Below are 15486 nucleotides of genomic sequence, written 5' to 3'. Positions count from 1 at the left end.
CAGGGGCTGGGGCTCGACTTCGCTGTGATGCCTCTCATCCCTCAGGTCTCACCCTCGGGTCGTCTCGCGGCGGATTGCTTCGAGTGCCGCCTGCAGCTCGAGATCGGTCGCCGCTCCGTAGCCGAACACGATTCCCTCGCGCGCTCGCGGGGTCGGGGCGACGTAGTGCCTGGCCAGGCCGCTGACGAAGACTCCGTGTCGCTGCAGCCGCTCGGCCAGGTCGGCGTTTCCGGCTTCGACGCGCGACGAGAGCACCGCGTGCAGCCCTCCGTCGACCGCGCTCAGCTCGAGCGACGAACCGACCCGCTCGCCGAGCGCATCCAGAACGAGCGCGCGTTTGTGCGCGTAGGCACGACGGGTTCGAGCGAGGTGCCGACTGAGTCCGCCGCTCTCGAGGTAGTGCGCCAGCGCTTGCTGCGGGATGCCCGACACGGTTTCGCCGATGTCGGCCCGCGCATCCAGGATCTGGGCCCGCACCTCGGGATCGCGCGCGACCACGTAGCCGCAGCGCAGCCAGGGCGTGATCACCTTCGAGTAGCTGCCGACGTGAACGACGCGGCCGGACTCGTCGAGCGAGGCGATAGACGGCAGCGCCCTGCGACCATGCCGGAATTCGCTGTCGTAGTCGTCTTCGATGATGATCGCGTTCGTTCGCTCGGCCCACTCGAGCAGCTGTAGCCGCCGCCCCACGTCGAGACTGCCGCCGAGGGGATACTGGTGACTCGGTGTGACGAGCAGCGCCGAAATGGTCGAGTTCTGCACCGAAGCGAAGTCGACCCCTCCGTCGACGACCTCGATCGGCACGATCTCGGCGCCGAGACGACCGAGCACCGCGCGGCTGCCCACATGACCCGGGTTCTCGCATCCGACCCGCAACCGCTCGCCGAGCCGAGCCGAAAGGCCGAGCGCGACCAGGGCCAGGCCCTCGCGCGCCCCAGAGGTGACGATCACGTCGTCGGGGTCGCAGGCGAGGCCGCGCGAGTGGAACAGGTGCCGCGCGATCTGCTCGCGCAGGGCCGGCAGACCCGCGGGTGGCGGGTAGACGGCGGCCGGTTCGCCCGCGGTCGCCCGACGCCAGGCCGAGGCCCAGTCGCCGCGCGCGATCGACGCGGTCGAGGGGATGCCTGGGCGCAGCTCGATGGATCGGCCGGGGGAGCGAGACGGATCGATCGTGCCGTGGACCTTCGGAGCCTCGTCGGAGGGCCCTGCGCCGTCATGCGGTGTGCGCACGGGCACGCTTGTCGACACGAAGGTGCCCGACCCCGCGACGGTCTCGAGGTATCCCTCTCCCGACAGCTCGTCGTAGATGCGCACGACGGTGCCCCTCGCGACACCGACGGCGGATGCGACGGCGCGGCTCGACGGCACCGCGTCGCCCGGCCGCATGCGCCCGCTGAGAATGGCCGCCCGGAGCCCCGCCGACAGTCGTTCGCGCGAGCTGCCGGGGCCGTCGGCGGCGATCAGCTCTGCGATGTCGATGGCGCGCGCGTGCCGCATGATGCTCCTCAAAACTGGTCTCATCGTTTCGGCCAATAGTGGCATAGTCGATGAACCACTGTGGCGGGCAGACTCGATCGCATGACACTCGCGATCACCCCTGTCACCCTGTCGGGAACCCACGTCGTTCTGGAGCCGCTCAGCCACGATCACCACGACGGACTCGCCGATGCCGTGCGCGACGGTGAGCTCTGGAAGCTCTGGTACACGACGGTGCCATCGCCCGAGGGCATGCGCGCCGAGATCGATCGACGACTCGGGCTGCAGCAGGAGGGCTCGATGCTTCCGTTCGTCACCCGCCTGCGTGAGCGCGAGACGGGAGAGCCGGGACGCGTGATCGGCATGACCACCTACATGGACATCGACCACACGACGCCTCGGCTCGAGATCGGCTTCACCTGGAACGCCGCGTCGGTGCATGGAACAGGCACGAACCCGGACTCGAAGCTGCTGCTGCTCGGGCACGCCTTCGAGGCGCTCGGATGCGTGGCCGTCGAGTTCCGCACGAACTGGATGAACCAGCAGTCACGCGAGGCGATCGCCAGACTCGGCGCGAAGCAGGACGGGGTGCTGCGCAGCCACACCCGCACGGCAGACGGAACCCTGCGCGACACGGTCGTGTTCTCGATTGTGGAGAGCGAGTGGCCGTCGGTGCGTGCGGGTCTGCGCCGCCGCGTCGAGAAGGTGCGGGGCTGAGCGAAGCCGGCCCGTCGCATCCGACGACGGGCCGGCCGTGATCTCAGTCGATCAGGCGGCGACGGTCTCGTCAGAGTCGGCAACGGCGGTGTCGTTCACGGCGACCGCGGCGTGCAGCGGCTCGAGCGCCTTCGACCAGGCCACGACCTGGTCGAGCATGGTGTCGACCTGGGGCAGCAGGTAGTCGCTGGGCGTGAAGACCGAGAAGTTCTCGAACTCGGTCATGAGCGAGATCGCGACCTGGGCGCGCACAGTGGCCAGCTGCAGCTCGGATGCGATGAGACGCAGGTGCTCGACCGCACGTGCGCCGCCGACACCGCCGTAGCTCACGAAGGCTGCGGCCTTGTTGTTCCACTCCTTATAGAGGTAGTCGAGGGCGTTCTTCAGAACACCGGAGGTCGAGTGGTTGTACTCGGGGGTCACGAAGACGAAGCCGTCGAACTCGGCGATTTTGGCCGACCATGCCTTGGTGTGCTCGTTCTGGTAGTTGCCCCACGCAGCCGAGCCGGGCTCGTCGAGGTGGGGGAGCGGGAAGTCGGCCAGGTCGACGAGCTCGAAGGTCGCGTCGTCGCGCTGCACGGCGATGTCGCGCACCCACTTCGCCACGGCCTCTCCGTTGCGTCCGGGGCGCGTGCTGCCGAGAATGATTGCGATCTTGGTCATCTGGATTCTCTCCTTAGGAACTTTTCGTGCCTAACGCACGTTGTCAGTCATACGAAGAGGTCGAGCGCGCGTTTTAGTCCCGCCTCTCACCGCGCACTTTGGAGTGCGTCACGCACACGAAGGGAAGTAATCCGAGATGGCGGCATTGTCTATCGCGACCGCTGTGGAATCGATTGCGGGGGTGGAGAAGGCGTGCGAAGTTCCGGGCACCCGAAACCTCGTTCGCGACATCTTCACCATGACGGGCGACCGCTGGTCGATGCCCGTCATTCGAGCCCTCGACGACGGCCCGATGCGGTTCACGGCTCTGATGAACACGGTCGAGGGCATCTCGCACCGGATGCTCACCCGCACGCTTCGCTCGCTCGAGAGAGACGGCCTGGTCAGCCGGACCAGCTACCCGGAATCGCCGCCGCGCGTCGAGTACGAGCTCACCGAACTCGGCGAGACGCTGAGCGAGCCGGTGCGCGCGTTTATTCGGTGGACCCAGCAGCACCAGTCCGAGATCGAGGAAAGCCGGCGTCGCTTCGACGGCTGACGCCTAGAGGGCTCCCCGGCAACTCTCAGCGGACGCTCATACCGTGGAGAAAAGCAACCGGAAGGAACGAACTCATGGGTTTTCTCGAGAACGCCAAAGACGCTGCACAGGCCACCGGTAAGAAGATCGGCGAGGCGGTCGACGACGCGAAGGACCGCATCGGCGACAAGGTCGACGAGGTCCGTGCGGACGCCGAGGTCAAGCGCGCGGAGGGCGACGTGAAGCGGGCCGAAGCCGAGCGTGACGCGACCGAAGCGAAGAACGACTACAAAGAGAAGCTGCGCGACTAGCAGCAGCCGATCGATCGAGGGCCCCGGGTGATGAACCCGGGGCCTTCGTCGTGTAGAGGAGTCGTTCCCTGAGCGTGTCGAAGGGCGGCTGGCCGACTCGCCCGGTGTGCGGGAGCTCCCTTCGACAGGCTCAGGGAACGGGCGCTGGCGTATCGAAATCTGCCACGGTGGCCTCGATACGGCCGCAGGCGGCCTACTCGACCAGCGCAATGGGCGGAGCTGAGCACATCCGACGCGAATAGTGCGTTGGTTTGGCGTATCTCCGCCCATTCGCCCGGTTGGGCGGAGGTTTCGAGGTACCGGCCGCCTATGCGTGCCGGTGGGCGGGAATCTCCGCCCGGGTGGTCACTCGGGGAACGGAAGCTCCCTTCGACAAGCTCAGGGAACGGGGGCTCAGGGAACCGGGGCTCAGGGAACGGCGCCGGCGTATCGAGACCGTATGGATGCGCGGGGCGCCCGTTAGGGATCCGTTAGGGCCCGGAAACACAGGCCAAAGCAGGTATCTACTCGGATGTGCGACCCCGACCGGGGCGCGTTATGCCACATCATCCGATGGAGTTCTCCGTGCTCGACCTCGTCTACGTCCTCGGCATCTTCGCCGCGTTCGCACTCGTCGGCCTCATCGCCTGGGGGGTGTCGAAGCTGTGATCGTCTTCGACGTGCTCTCGGCCGTGCTGGCCGTCGCCACCCTCGCCTACCTCGTGTACGCACTCGTGAAGCCGGAGAAGTTCTAGACATGGACTCCTCTCTTCTCGCGATTCTGCAGGTCGGCGCGCTGGTTCTCATCCTCGTGGCGATCCACCGTCCGCTGGGCGACTACATGGCCCGCATCTACTCGTCGTCGAAAGACCTTCGGGTCGAGCGCGGCTTCTACAGGCTGATCGGGGTGGATGCCCGGGGCGAGCAGACCTGGATGGCCTACCTCCGCAGCGTGCTCGCCTTCTCGCTCGTCGGCGTGCTGCTGGTCTACGCCTTGCAGCGAGCGCAGGCGATCCTGCCTTACTCGCTCGGCTTCCCGGCCGTTCCCGAGGGCTTGTCGTTCAACACAGCCGTATCCTTCGTGACGAACACCAACTGGCAGAGCTACTCGCCCGACGTCACCATGGGCTACACGGTGCAGCTCGCCGGCCTCGCGGTGCAGAACTTCGTCTCGGCCGCCGTCGGCATCGCCGTGGCGATCGCCCTCGTGCGCGGATTCGCCCGCACTCGCCAGGGCACCCTCGGCAACTTCTGGGTCGACCTCACCCGCGGAACGCTGCGCCTGCTGCTGCCGATCGCGGTGCTGGCCGCGATCGTGCTGATCGCGGGAGGCGTCATCCAGAACTTCGCCGGCTTCACCGACGTAACGACGCTGACCGGCGGCACCCAGAGCATCCCGGGCGGGCCCGTCGCCAGCCAAGAGGCCATCAAGATGCTCGGCACCAACGGTGGCGGCTTCTTCAATGCGAACTCGTCGCACCCCTTCGAGAACCCCACCGGCTTCACGAACCTGCTGCAGATCGTGCTCATGCTCGCTGTTCCGTTCAGCCTGCCACGCACCTTCGGTGTGATGGTCGGCGACAAGCGCCAGGGCTTCGCGATCCTCGCCGCGATGGCCGCCATCTTCGTGGTCTCGCTCACCGCGCTGACGCTGTTCGAACTGGGCGGCGCGGGCACGGCCCCGCAGCTCGCGGGCGGAGCGATGGAGGGCAAGGAGACCCGCTTCGGAATCGCCACCTCCACACTGTTCGGCTCGGCCTCGACGCTCACCTCGACGGGTGCCGTCAACTCGATGCACGACTCGTTCACCTCGCTCGGCGGCATGATGCCGCTCATCAACATGATGCTCGGCGAGGTCGCGCCGGGCGGCGTGGGCTCGGGTCTCTACGGCATGCTGATCCTCGCCGTGATCGCCGTCTTCATCGCCGGCCTGCTCGTCGGACGCACCCCCGAGTACCTGGGCAAGAAGCTCGGTCCGCGGGAGATCAAGCTGGCCAGCCTCTACATCCTGGTCACCCCGACGCTGGTGCTCGCCGGAACGGCGCTGAGCTTCGCGATTCCCGCGATCCGCGACGACGTCGAGAGCACGTCGATCTGGAACCCCGGACTGCACGGGCTCACCGAGGTGCTCTACGCGTTCACCTCGGCGGCCAACAACAACGGGTCGGCCTTCGCGGGACTCACGGCGAACACCCCGTGGTTCAACACGGCGCTCGGCATGGCCATGCTGTTCGGTCGGTTCATTCCGATCGTTCTGGTGCTCGCGCTCGCGGGCTCCCTGGCCGCCCAGCCGAAGATCCCCTCCACGGCAGGCACCCTGCCGACGCATCGCCCGCAGTTCGTGGGCCTGCTCGTGGGCGTCACGATCATCGTCTCGGCCCTCACCTATTTCCCCGTTCTCGCACTCGCACCGCTCGCTGAAGGGCTGCAGTAACACTCATGTCCACCCTCACCACGACTTTCGTTCCCGCGCTCCCCGGCGCGTTCCGCAAGCTCGATCCACGCCAGATGTGGCACAACCCCGTGATGTTCGTCGTCGAGGTCGGCGCCGTGCTTACGACCCTGCTGGCCGTCGCCGAGCCGTTTCTCGGCGGGCCGGCCTCATCCGGTGGCGGGGCCGTGCCGGTCACCTTCACGGCGGGCATCGCCGTATGGCTCTGGCTCACCGTCATCTTCGCGAACCTCGCCGAGTCGGTGGCCGAGGGCCGCGGCAAGGCCCAGGCCGACAGCCTGCGCCAGACCCGCACCTCGACCACCGCGAACGTGATCGCGTCATACGACGCCGAGACGGATGCCGGTGGCCTGCGTGCGCAGACCCGTCCCGTCTCGAGCGCCGACCTCACCCTCGGCGACCACGTCGTGGTCGAGGCGGGGGAGCTGATCCCCGGCGATGGCGACATCGTGTGGGGCATCGCCTCGGTCGACGAGTCGGCCATCACCGGCGAGTCCGCGCCCGTCGTGCGGGAGTCGGGCGGAGACCGCAGCGCCGTCACCGGAGGCACCCGCGTGCTCTCCGACCGCATCGTCGTGCGCATCACGTCGAAGCCCGGCGAGACGTTCGTCGACCGCATGATCGCGCTCGTCGAGGGGGCCGCCCGGCAGAAGACGCCGAACGAGATCGCGCTCAACATCCTGCTCGCCAGCCTGTCGGTGATCTTCGTCGTGGTCGTGCTGACCCTCAACCCGATCGCCGGATACTCGGCCGCGTCGGTCAGCGTTCCGGTGCTCGTGGCGCTGCTCGTCTGCCTGATCCCGACCACCATCGGCGCGCTGCTCTCGGCCATCGGCATCGCGGGCATGGACCGCCTGGTGCAGCACAATGTGCTGGCCATGTCGGGCCGTGCCGTCGAGGCCGCGGGCGACGTGACCACGCTGCTCATGGACAAGACCGGAACCATCACCTACGGCAACCGGCAGGCGGCCGAGTTCACGGCCCTCGACGGCGTCGCGCCGCTGGAACTCATCCAGGCCGCCGCCACGTCGTCGCTCGCCGACCCCACGCCGGAGGGCAAGTCGATCGTGACGCTCGCAGAGACGAAGGGCTTCGACCGGCCCGTCGACATCGACGGAGTGATCGTGCCGTTCACCGCGCAGACCCGGATGTCGGGGCTCGACCTGCCCGACGGGTCGCAGATCCGCAAGGGCGCCGGTTCTGCCGTGCTCGCCTGGGTGGAGGAGTCCGGAAGGGCGGCGTCGTCGACGATCGCGCAGCTCGACGAGCACGTCGAGCGCATCTCGAACGCGGGCGGCACGCCCCTGGTAGTCGCCACCAAGGCGGCGCCCGTCGGGGAGCAGCCGGGCGAAGCCCGCATCCTGGGTGTCGTCTACCTGAAGGACATCGTGAAGGAGGGCATCGCCGAGCGATTCGCGGAGCTGCGGGCCATGGGCATCCGCACCGTGATGGTCACGGGTGACAACCCCCTCACGGCGGCGGCGATCGCGGCCGAGGCCGGGGTCGACGACTTCCTCGCCGAGGCGACGCCGGAGCAGAAGCTCGAGCTGATCAAGCGCGAGCAGGAGGGCGGCAACCTCGTCGCCATGACCGGAGACGGTACGAACGACGCGCCCGCCCTTGCCCAGGCAGACGTGGGCGTGGCGATGAACACGGGCACGTCGGCCGCGAAGGAGGCCGGCAACATGGTCGACCTCGACAGCGACCCGACCAAGCTCATCGACATCGTGCGCATCGGCAAGCAGCTGCTCATCACCCGCGGGGCGCTCACCACGTTCTCGATCGCGAACGACGTGGCCAAGTACTTCGCGATCATCCCGGCCATGTTCGCGGGGGTGTTCCCAGGGCTCGCGCTGCTGAACATCATGCAGCTGCACTCGCCGGCGTCGGCGATCCTGTCGGCGATCATCTTCAACGCGGTCATCATCGTGGTGCTCGTGCCGCTGGCCCTTCGCGGCGTGAAGTACCGGGCGCTGTCGGCCTCGCGCATCCTGGGCCGCAACCTGCTGGTCTACGGACTCGGCGGGGTGGTCGCGCCGTTCATCGGCATCAAGCTGGTCGACCTCGTCGTCAGTCTGATCCCCGGGTTCTAGGCATTTTCCCTTCGACAGGCTCAGGGAACGGACGTCGTTCCCTGAGGTTGTCGAAGGGCCGCATTCATACAGAGAGAAGCTAAGAAAATGAGTTCACGTTCACGGTCCGGCCGCCAGTACTGGGTGGCGATCCGCGCCATGGTGGTCCTCACCGCCGTGCTCGGCGTCGGGTACACCGCCGTCATCACGGGCGTCGGCCAGCTGGCGATGCCGGCGCAGGCCAACGGCCAGCTGGTTCAGGATGCCGACGGCCAGACGGTCGGTTCGGCCCTCATCGGCCAGTCGTTCACCGACGCCGACGGGGCGGCCCAGCCCGAGTGGTTCCAGTCACGCCCGTCTGCTGCCGGTGACGGGTACGACGCCTCCGCCTCGAGCGGCAGCAACTACGGGCCCGAGAACCCCGATCTCATCGCCGCCATCGGCGACCGACTGGCCTCGGTCGCTAAACTGGAGGGCGTGTCGGAGTCCGAGGTTCCCGCAGATGCCGTGACCGCATCCGCATCCGGTCTCGACCCCCAGATCAGCCCGGAGTACGCGCGCCTTCAGGTGCCGCGCATCGCCGAGGCCCGAGATCTCCCCGAAGACGAGGTGGCAGAGCTCGTCGAGAATCACATACAGGCACGCGACCTCGGCATTCTCGGTGACCCCACCGTGAACGTGCTCGAACTCAACCTCGCGCTCGCCGCGCTGGCCGACTGACGATGTCGCGGGGTCGGCTGCGCGTGCTGCTCGGCGCCGCGCCCGGCGTGGGCAAGACCTACACGATGCTCGAAGAGGGCTCGCGTCTTGCGGCCGAGGGGCGCGACGTCGTGGTCGCTGTGGTCGAAACCCACGGCCGCGAGGCCACCGCCCGCATGGTGGCCGGCCTCGAGGTCGTGCCGCGCGTCGCTGTGACCCACCGCGGGGTGACGCTGAGCGAGATGGATCTGGATGCGGTGCTCGAGCGGCATCCGGACGTCGCGCTCGTCGACGAGCTCGCCCACAGCAACGCGCCGGGCTCCCGCAACCCGAAGCGCTGGAACGACGTCGAGGCACTGCTCGACGCCGGCATCGACGTGATGACGACCGTGAACATCCAGCACCTCGAGTCGCTCGGCGACGTCGTGGAGCAGATCACGGGTGCCAGGCAGCAGGAGACCGTGCCCGATCGGGTCGTGCGCGCGGCCGACCAGCTCGAGGTCGTCGACTTGGCGCCCCAGGCCCTGCGCGACCGGCTGGCCGACGGGCGGGTCTATCCGGCCGAGCGCATCGATGCCGCGCTCTCGAACTACTTCCGGCTCGGCAACCTCACCGCCCTTCGTGAGCTCGCCCTGCTCTGGCTGGCCGACGAGGTCGACTCGGCGCTCACGTCGTATCGCGCCGACCACGGCATCGCGAGCAAGTGGGAGGCCAGGGAGCGCGTGGTCGTCGCCCTGACCGGCGGACCCGAGGGGGAGACGCTGCTGAAGCGCGGCGCCCGCATCGCAGCCCGGTCGGCCGGCGGCACGCTGGTGGCCGTTCACGTCACCAGCCAGGACGGCCTGCGCGCGGCGCATCCCGGCGCACTCGCGGCCCAGCGCTCGCTCGTGGAATCGCTCGGCGGAACCTTCCATCAGGTGGTCGGCGACGACATCCCGGCCGCCCTCGTCGACTACGCCCGCGGCGTGAACGCGACCCAGCTCGTGATCGGCGTGAGCCGTCGCAGCCGACTCAGCGCGGCCCTGTCGGGGCCGGGCATCGGCGCGACCGTGATCCGCGCATCCGGTGACATCGACGTGCACATCGTGACGCACGCGGCGGCCGGAGGGCGGCTCTCTCTTCCTCGTTTCACCGGATCGCTGACCGTGCGCCGTCGCGTGCTCGGATTCGTGCTCGCCCTCGGCGGTGGGCCGCTGGTGACCTGGCTGCTCGTCTCACTGAGGTCGGACGAGTCGATCACCTCGGACGTGCTGACCTTCCAGCTGCTGGTCGTTCTGGTGGCGTTGGTCGGCGGCATCTGGCCTGCCCTGTTCGCCGCGCTGCTCTCGGGTCTCACGCTCGACTTCTTCTTCGTCGATCCGCTCTACACGGTCTCGGTCGGCGAGCCGCTGCACCTGCTTGCGCTCGGCCTGTATGTCGTGAACGCCGTGCTCGTGAGCGTTGTTGTCGACAGGGCGGCGCGGCGTGCTCGTCAAGCGCGACGAGCGGCCGCCGAGTCGGAGCTGCTCGCGACCGTGGCCGGCAGCGTGCTGCGTGGGCAGGATGCGCTTCAGGCTCTCGTCGACAGGACGCGGGAGGCCTTCAGTCTGAGCGAGGTGCGCCTCAAGGGCGACGACGGCACTGTGCTGGCCGTGTCGACTGCGCCGTTCCCTGAGCCTGTCGAAGGGAAAGCCGTCTCGACAGGCTCGACGAACGGGACAGGCTCGACGAACGGGACAGGCTCGACGAACGGGCGTGGCTCGACGAACGGGCGTGACTCGATCGTTCCCGTCGGCGACCGCGCCACGCTCGAGCTGTGCGGCCCCGACCTCGCGGCATCCGAGCGTCGGCTGCTCGCGGTTATCACCGCCCAGATGGAGCAGGCTCTCGAGCACAGGGACCTGGCCGCAACGGCCAGCGAAGTTGGACCGCTCGCCGTGGCGGATCGTATGCGCAGCGCACTCCTCGCAGCAGTCGGCCACGACCTGCGGCGCCCGCTGACGGCGGCGACGGCTGCGGTCAGCGGGTTGCGCTCGACCGAGGTGCAGCTCAGTTCGGATGATCGAGCGGAACTGCTCGACACCGCCCAGGAGAGCCTCGACGCCCTCGCCACCCTCGTGACCGACCTGCTCGACGTGAGCCGGGTCGAGGCGGGCGTGCTGGCGGTCTCGGTGCACCCGATCGACGTCGAAGACGTGATCGTTCCCGCCCTCGACGAGTTGGAGCTCGGCCCCGATCGCGTGGAGCTCTCGCTCGGCGGCGACGTGCTGCCCCCCGTGCTGGCCGACGAGATCCTGCTGCAGCGCGTTCTGGTGAACCTGCTGTCGAACGCCGTGCGGTTCTCACCGGATGGCGCGAGGGTGCGTCTGTCGGCCAGCGACTTCCGCGGTCGCGTCGAGCTGCGGGTCGTCGACAGTGGGCCGGGCGTGCCGGGCGAGAGACGAGACGAGATCTTCGTTCCGTTCCAGCGCCTCGGCGACACCGACAACTCGACCGGCCTGGGGCTGGGCCTCGCCCTGTCGAAGGGCTTCGTCGAGGGCATGGGCGGAACCATCGAGGCAGAGGACACCCCCGGAGGCGGGCTGACCATGGTCGTCTCGCTGCCCACGGCGCCACATGAACGGTCGGCCGACGATCTCGAGGAGCAGCAATGAAGATTCTCATCGCCGACGACGACCCCCAGATCCTGCGCGCCCTCTCGGTGACGCTCCGGGCTCGCGGCTACGACGTGGTAGTGGCCCGCGACGGAGCCGAGGCTCTCAACGCGGCGATCGACGAGCATCCGGATCTGGTCATGCTCGATCTCGGCATGCCGAAGCTGACGGGCATCGAGGTCATCGAGGGTCTGCGCGGCTGGTCGCAGGTGCCTATTCTCGTGGTCTCGGGCCGAACCGACGGCGCGGAGAAGGTGCTCGCGCTCGACGCGGGCGCCGACGACTACGTCACCAAGCCGTTCGCCATCGACGAGCTGCTCGCGCGCATCCGGGCCCTCACCCGACGTGTTCCGTCGGCCGGCGACGAGGCGCTGATCGCCTTCGGCGACGTCACCGTCGACCTCTCGGCCAAGCGGGTCACCAAGCGATCGGATGCCGGTGGCGACGAGACCGTGAGGCTCACGCCGACGGAATGGATCATTCTCGAGACCCTGGTGCGGAGCCCCGGTCGACTCGTCACGCGGGCGGCGCTGCTCACCGCGGTGTGGGGGCCGAACCACACGAACGACTCGGGCTACCTGCGCGTGTATCTCGCCCAGCTGCGCAAGAAGCTCGAGCGCGAACCGGCGCGGCCACGGCATCTGTTGACCGAGGCCGGCATGGGCTACCGCTTCGTGGTCTGAGTCTGAGCCGGCTCTAGTTGGCGATGCTCGACGTGAGGACCCCGGCGTTGGTCAGCGCCGTGCCGACCGCGTGCGAGGTCGCCTCGAATGCGGTCGCGGTCTTCGATGCTCCGAGCGCGCCGCCCTTGAGTGCGCTCGTGCCCAGATCGCGAACGAGGCGGGCGACGAGCTGCCCCTGATTGTCGACGAAGAACTGGGTGTCGAATGCCATGTGCAGCTTCTTGCCCGCGAGGCCTCCCCAGAGAACCGTGGCGGCGGTGCTGCCGCGAACGGCGTGGAAGCCGCCGTCGGTGTTCATCGAGATGGTGAACCCCTCGGCCGTCAGCGCGTCGCCGATGAGGGTCTTCGCCGCGTTGTGGTCGCCGGAGATGAAGAAGTCGTAACTGGATGCCATGCACCGACCCTAGCGGCAGGTGCGTCAGGGCTAGCGCGCGGCGCCCTGGAGGGTTCCCGTGGTCTTCACGTTCTCCTCATAGATGTAGCAGAGCACCTCGCGGTCGCCCTGCTCGGTCCAGCTGTCCTCGGTGGGCAGCAGGTAGCCCAAGTACAGGGTCGAGTCGTCGTAGCCGACGCCGTTGAACTCGGCGAAGGCGGGGGTGCAGCCGTCGCCGGCCTGCTGGGTCACCGCATCGTCTCCCGGAAAATCATCGCCTGCGAGGTCGAATGCGCTGTACGCCTCGAAGTCGTGCGGCTGGTCGCAGGGAACGACGGGAACCTCGCTGATCTCCTCACTGCTCACGTCGTTGAAGCAGTCGCCCACCGCGACCGTGAACACGTCGGCCTGCCCGGCCTCGGTGACCTCGCTGGTCTCGTCGTCGCGCACGGCCTCGTCTTTCGGTGTGACCGAGTCGATGACGCTGCAGCCCGTGAGGGCGAAGAGCCCGATCATCAGGGATAAGGCGGCGAGTGGCGTGAAGGTGCGCTGGGCGATCGTGGGCATGAGCTGGCGGAGCCTTTCGTAGATGACGGGGTCGAATCCTCATCGTGGCATCCCTCCGGCCTGGCCCGTGGGCGCGTGGTCAGACGTGAGCAGCCCAGCGGCAGGATCTGAGCAACGAAAGTCTGTGACTGAGTAGCTTCCGCTATTCGTCGATGGTCAGGTCCGCGCGAATCCGGTCGCGAGTCCAGGCCTGGGTGGCGACTTGCACGGCGTCCCAGGGGGAGCCGAGCGGGGGCGTGTAGGAGAGATCGAGGTCACTCATCGCCTCGACGGTCATGCCGTGGTGCAGGGCGGTGGCGTAGGTGTCGACGCGCTTGGCGATTTCTGCGCCGCGGGCTCCGACGAGTTGCGCTCCGAGCAGGAGCCCGTTGTTCGTGTCGCCGGTGATGCGGATGCTCAGGGGTTTCGCGCCAGGGTAGTACGCCTTGTGGTCGTCCGCGATCGCGGTGCCGCTGAAGGGTGTGAAGTCGGCAGCAATGGCTTCGTGGTCGCGCAGGCCGGTGCGGGCGGCGACGAGGTCGAAGACCTTCACCACCTGAGTACCGAGACTGCCAGCGAACCGGGCATCGCCGCCGATCGCATTCTCTCCGGCGACTCGGCCCTGCTTGTGTGCGGTGGTGCCGAGCGGGAGGTACGTGATGCCGAGAAGGCGGTGGTGCGTGACCACGCCATCTCCGGCAGCCCACACGTGGGGCAGGCCCGTCCTCATGTGATGGTCGACGACGACCGCGCCGCCGGGGCCGGTGGATGCGCCGGCGTCGGTGAGCAGGCTCGTGTTCGGGCGCACACCAACGACCAACAACACGACGTCTGCAGTGCGGGCGTAGCCCAGACCGTTTTCGGAGCCGGTCACGGTGAGGCGCCCGTCGCTTCGAGTGATGGCTTCGACGCGGGCGTTTGTGACGACATCGACGCCGTGGCGGGTGAGTTCGTCGTGCACGAGAGAGCCCAGCTCGGGGTCGAGGGTGGAGAGCACTTCGGGGCCGCGCTGCAGTTGGGTCACCGTGAGGCCGCGGAGGGTGAGGGCCTCGGCCATCTCGAGGCCGACGTAGCCGGCTCCGACGATGATGGCGGTTTCGGGCTGGTGTTCGTCGAGGTAGCGCTCGAGTGCGAATGTGTGGCCCATCGAGTGCAGCACGTGCACGCCGTCGTCCGGGCCGAGTCCGTCAGGACCGACGCCGGAGATGCCGGCGGTCGAGGGGGATGCTCCGGTGCCGACCATGAGCGCGTCGTAGGCGATCGTCGATTCCTGCCCGGTCGCATCCCGCACGGTGAGGTGCTTGCCGGCGACGTCGATGCTCGTGGCTAGGGTATCGAGCCGGAGCCGCATTCCGGTCGCTTCGAGATCGGCGTGGGTGCGGTGGGCGAGCGACTGCCACGGTTTCACCTCCCGGGAGAAGTAATACGGGATCCCGCAAATGGAGAAGTTCGGATAGGAGTCCGCGACGACAACGGTGACGTCGACGCTGGGGTCGAGTTCGCAGGCGCGGAGCGCGGTGGAGATTCCGGCGTCGCTTCCGCCGATCGCTACAAGATGCATGAGGATGTGCCTTTCAGTGGGCTTCGACAGGATGGGGAACGACGACTTCGTGCGCCGTGACGTGGCCTTGTTATGTCGCCCTCATCTTGACGGCACGCAGGTACTTCAGTCAATATTGAGACAATGAACATTGAGCGAAGTGACGAAATCGAGCTGAGGGCGGCGAAGCACGCCGCGCTCAGCGACCCTGCGCGCCTGCGGATTGTCGACCTGCTGACTGTCGGCGAGCTGGCTCCGTCGGAGATCAGCGATGCATTGGACATGCGCTCGAACCTCGTCACCCATCATCTGAACGTGCTCGAATCGGTGGGGATGCTCACCCGGCACCGATCCGAGGCCGACAAGCGTCGCTCATATGTGCGACTCACCGACACCGCTCTCGACGGTCTCGTGCCGGGCGCCGCGGGTTCCGCGCGGCGGGTGTTGTTCGTGTGCACCGCCAACTCGGCCCGTTCGCAGCTCGCGGTCGCCCTGTGGAACAGGGTCAGCAGCATCCCCGCCGACTCGGCCGGAACGCATCCCGCCGACCAGATCGCGTCTGGTGCGATCGCAGCAGCCGCCCGGCATGAGTTGACTCTGCCCGGCGTGCACCCCCGCGCCCTGACCGAGGTGATCGAGGTCGGCGATTTCGTGGTGACGGTGTGCGACAACGCGCATGAAGAACTGGGCGTGCGCGACGGGGCCCATTGGTCGATCCCCGACCCGGTTCGGATCGGTACGGATGCCGCGTTCGATGCCGCCCTCGACGACCTACAGCACCGAATCGACGACCTCGCACCCCGCCTGGTCGCATCCTGACCCGAA

15 protein-coding genes are annotated in these 15486 nt (G+C 68.0%); 10 read left to right on the top strand and 5 right to left on the bottom strand.

Features of this window, described 5'->3' with window-relative positions; genetic code table 11:
- Window positions 1-48: 48 nt before the first annotated feature.
- Window positions 49-1497, bottom strand: a complete 1449-nt coding sequence (gene pdxR / locus ASF06_RS04510) for a MocR-like pyridoxine biosynthesis transcription factor PdxR (protein WP_055943834.1) — start codon at window positions 1495-1497, stop codon at window positions 49-51.
- An 81-nt stretch (window positions 1498-1578) separates the two neighbouring features.
- Between pdxR and ASF06_RS04505 the strand changes: the two genes are divergently transcribed.
- The gene (locus tag ASF06_RS04505) at window positions 1579-2193 is read left to right on the top strand and encodes a GNAT family N-acetyltransferase (RefSeq protein WP_055944186.1); all 615 of its coding nucleotides are present in this window, start codon (window positions 1579-1581) and stop codon (window positions 2191-2193) included.
- A gap of 51 nt (window positions 2194-2244) precedes the next feature.
- Here ASF06_RS04505 and ASF06_RS04500 read toward each other — a convergent pair whose 3' ends face one another.
- Entirely contained in the window at window positions 2245-2856 is a 612-nt protein-coding gene (locus ASF06_RS04500; protein ID WP_055943830.1) for an NADPH-dependent FMN reductase, read from the bottom strand.
- A 136-nt stretch (window positions 2857-2992) separates the two neighbouring features.
- Between ASF06_RS04500 and ASF06_RS04495 the strand changes: the two genes are divergently transcribed.
- From ASF06_RS04495 to ASF06_RS04465, 8 genes are all read left to right on the top strand, one after another.
- The gene (locus ASF06_RS04495) at window positions 2993-3394 is read left to right on the top strand and encodes a winged helix-turn-helix transcriptional regulator (RefSeq protein ID WP_082500685.1); all 402 of its coding nucleotides are present in this window, start codon (window positions 2993-2995) and stop codon (window positions 3392-3394) included.
- A 74-nt stretch (window positions 3395-3468) separates the two neighbouring features.
- Window positions 3469-3684, top strand: coding sequence for a hypothetical protein (locus ASF06_RS04490; protein WP_055943827.1), 216 nt, complete (start codon window positions 3469-3471; stop codon window positions 3682-3684).
- Window positions 3685-4328: 644 nt separating this feature from the next.
- Window positions 4329-4418 (top strand): K(+)-transporting ATPase subunit F, encoded by a 90-nt coding sequence (kdpF, locus tag ASF06_RS19370; protein ID WP_157412196.1) that lies wholly within the window; start codon window positions 4329-4331, stop codon window positions 4416-4418.
- Between the two features lie 2 nt (window positions 4419-4420).
- Window positions 4421-6097 (top strand): potassium-transporting ATPase subunit KdpA, encoded by a 1677-nt coding sequence (gene kdpA / locus ASF06_RS04485; protein ID WP_055943824.1) that lies wholly within the window; start codon window positions 4421-4423, stop codon window positions 6095-6097.
- Window positions 6098-6102: 5 nt separating this feature from the next.
- Window positions 6103-8208, top strand: coding sequence for a potassium-transporting ATPase subunit KdpB (gene kdpB, locus ASF06_RS04480; RefSeq protein ID WP_055943821.1), 2106 nt, complete (start codon window positions 6103-6105; stop codon window positions 8206-8208).
- 87 nt (window positions 8209-8295) lie between these two features.
- Window positions 8296-8907, top strand: coding sequence for a potassium-transporting ATPase subunit KdpC (gene kdpC / locus ASF06_RS04475; RefSeq protein WP_055943818.1), 612 nt, complete (start codon window positions 8296-8298; stop codon window positions 8905-8907).
- 2 nt (window positions 8908-8909) lie between these two features.
- On the top strand, window positions 8910-11519 hold the full coding sequence (locus ASF06_RS04470) for an ATP-binding protein (protein WP_055943815.1): 2610 nt from the start codon (window positions 8910-8912) through the stop codon (window positions 11517-11519).
- Window positions 11516-12202: a response regulator gene (locus tag ASF06_RS04465; protein ID WP_055943812.1), complete on the top strand. Its 687-nt coding sequence runs from the start codon at window positions 11516-11518 to the stop codon at window positions 12200-12202. The genes ASF06_RS04470 and ASF06_RS04465 overlap by 4 nt, the downstream gene beginning before the upstream one ends.
- 13 nt (window positions 12203-12215) lie before the next feature.
- Here ASF06_RS04465 and ASF06_RS04460 read toward each other — a convergent pair whose 3' ends face one another.
- From ASF06_RS04460 to ASF06_RS04450, 3 genes are all read right to left on the bottom strand, one after another.
- Window positions 12216-12596 carry a hypothetical protein gene (locus tag ASF06_RS04460; protein WP_055943809.1) on the bottom strand — a complete coding sequence of 127 codons (381 nt, stop codon included), beginning with the start codon at window positions 12594-12596 and terminating at the stop codon, window positions 12216-12218.
- A gap of 30 nt (window positions 12597-12626) precedes the next feature.
- Window positions 12627-13142 carry a septum formation family protein gene (locus tag ASF06_RS04455; RefSeq protein WP_055943806.1) on the bottom strand — a complete coding sequence of 172 codons (516 nt, stop codon included), beginning with the start codon at window positions 13140-13142 and terminating at the stop codon, window positions 12627-12629.
- 142 nt (window positions 13143-13284) lie between these two features.
- Entirely contained in the window at window positions 13285-14682 is a 1398-nt protein-coding gene (locus tag ASF06_RS04450) for an FAD-dependent oxidoreductase (protein WP_055943803.1), read from the bottom strand.
- Between the two features lie 123 nt (window positions 14683-14805).
- On the opposite strand from ASF06_RS04450, the gene ASF06_RS04445 reads away from it, so the two are divergent.
- Window positions 14806-15480: an arsenate reductase/protein-tyrosine-phosphatase family protein gene (locus ASF06_RS04445; RefSeq protein WP_055943799.1), complete on the top strand. Its 675-nt coding sequence runs from the start codon at window positions 14806-14808 to the stop codon at window positions 15478-15480.
- Window positions 15481-15486 lie beyond the last annotated feature (6 nt).

The sequence above is a fragment of the Agreia sp. Leaf244 genome (genome assembly GCF_001422695.1).
Lineage (GTDB): Bacteria > Actinomycetota > Actinomycetes > Actinomycetales > Microbacteriaceae > Agreia.
Note: the sequence above shows the minus strand (reverse complement) of the source record. Positions and strands in the feature narration are given on the sequence as shown.